Origin of the sequence: Pseudomonas sichuanensis, from assembly GCF_003231305.1 — a bacterium.
Lineage (GTDB): Bacteria > Pseudomonadota > Gammaproteobacteria > Pseudomonadales > Pseudomonadaceae > Aquipseudomonas > Aquipseudomonas sichuanensis.
The window spans coordinates 1-1,066 of record NZ_QKVM01000130.1 but is presented as its reverse complement, the minus strand read 5'-3'; the positions used below and the strand labels follow the sequence as shown (position 1 = coordinate 1,066).

Sequence of the window (1,066 nt, the reverse complement as noted above, 5' to 3'; positions counted from 1 at the left end):
CCTGAATTCATAGAATAAGCGCAACGCTTGAAACGAGAGGCAGAGAGCCAGCCACCGGTAGAATCCAGGCTCTCACACCGAAGGATTCAAGCGCAGATGACTACGCATTACCGGCAGCTGACTCAGGGACAACGTTACCAGATTGAGGCTGGCTTGAGCGCCGCAGAGAGCCAGGCGAGCATTGCAAAGCGGGTCGGCGTGCATCCCTCGACGATCAGTCGCGAGGTTCGCCGCAACAGCACCCAGAATATCTACAAGGCTGTTTCTGCGGCCCATGAAAGTGATGCTCGTCGAGCGGGTGCGCGCAAGTTTTGCAAGCCGGCGACATGGCTCAGCCATCATCTCCCGGTGTGGCTCAAGCATGGCATGAGTCCGGAGCAGATCGCCCAGCGGTTGAAGCAGGAGCAGCCAAGCCGGGCGGTCAGCCATGAGTGGATTTATCGGTTCATTGCCGCCGAACAGCGCGCCGGTGGTGAGCTTTATACCTATCTGCGACATCGCCGAAAGCGCTACCGGAAACGCTATGGAAGCCACGATCGGCGCGGGCAGCTGCGTAATCGCGTGTCAATCAGTGAACGCCCAGCCGAGGTCGAAAGCCGCGAGCGCCTGGGGGACTGGGAGGGCGATACGGTACATGGACTGGGCGGTAACCTGGTGACCCTGGTTGATCGCAAAAGCGGCTATCTGAGCGCCTATCCGGTCAAGCGCAGAACGCGCCGGCAGGTAACGCGGGCGATCAATCTGATGCTTCAGGGCCATGCCGCTCACACGCTGACGCTGGATAACGGAAGGGAGTTTGCCGGGCATGAACGCATCGCGCTACGGAGCCAGTGCCAGGTCTTTTTTGCAGACCCCTATTCATCCTGGCAACGTGGCACCAATGAAAACACCAACGGTCTGCTCCGCCAGTATTTCCCCAAGGGCAGCGACTTCAGCAAGCTGACCGTCGAAGCCGTCAATCGGACAGTAGCGAGGATCAATCTACGCCCGCGCAAGCGCTTGGGCTGGAAGACGCCGTACGAAGTGCATACAGGGGTGAGCGTTGCACTTATGTGTTGAATTCAGG

At 59.1% G+C, this 1,066-nt stretch carries 1 protein-coding gene; it reads left to right on the top strand.

The window, feature by feature from the left end; translation table 11 throughout:
• Window positions 1-96: 96 nt before the first annotated feature.
• Window positions 97-1,059 (top strand): IS30-like element ISPpu17 family transposase, encoded by a 963-nt coding sequence (locus DM373_RS28395; RefSeq protein ID WP_004577240.1) that lies wholly within the window; start codon window positions 97-99, stop codon window positions 1,057-1,059.
• Window positions 1,060-1,066: the final 7 nt, after the last annotated feature.

Bases quoted from the DNA above. Each gene is read 5' to 3' on its own strand.
- DM373_RS28395 (WP_004577240.1), top strand. From the start codon at position 97: ATGACTACGCATTACCGGCAGCTGACTCAGGGACAACGTTACCAGATT.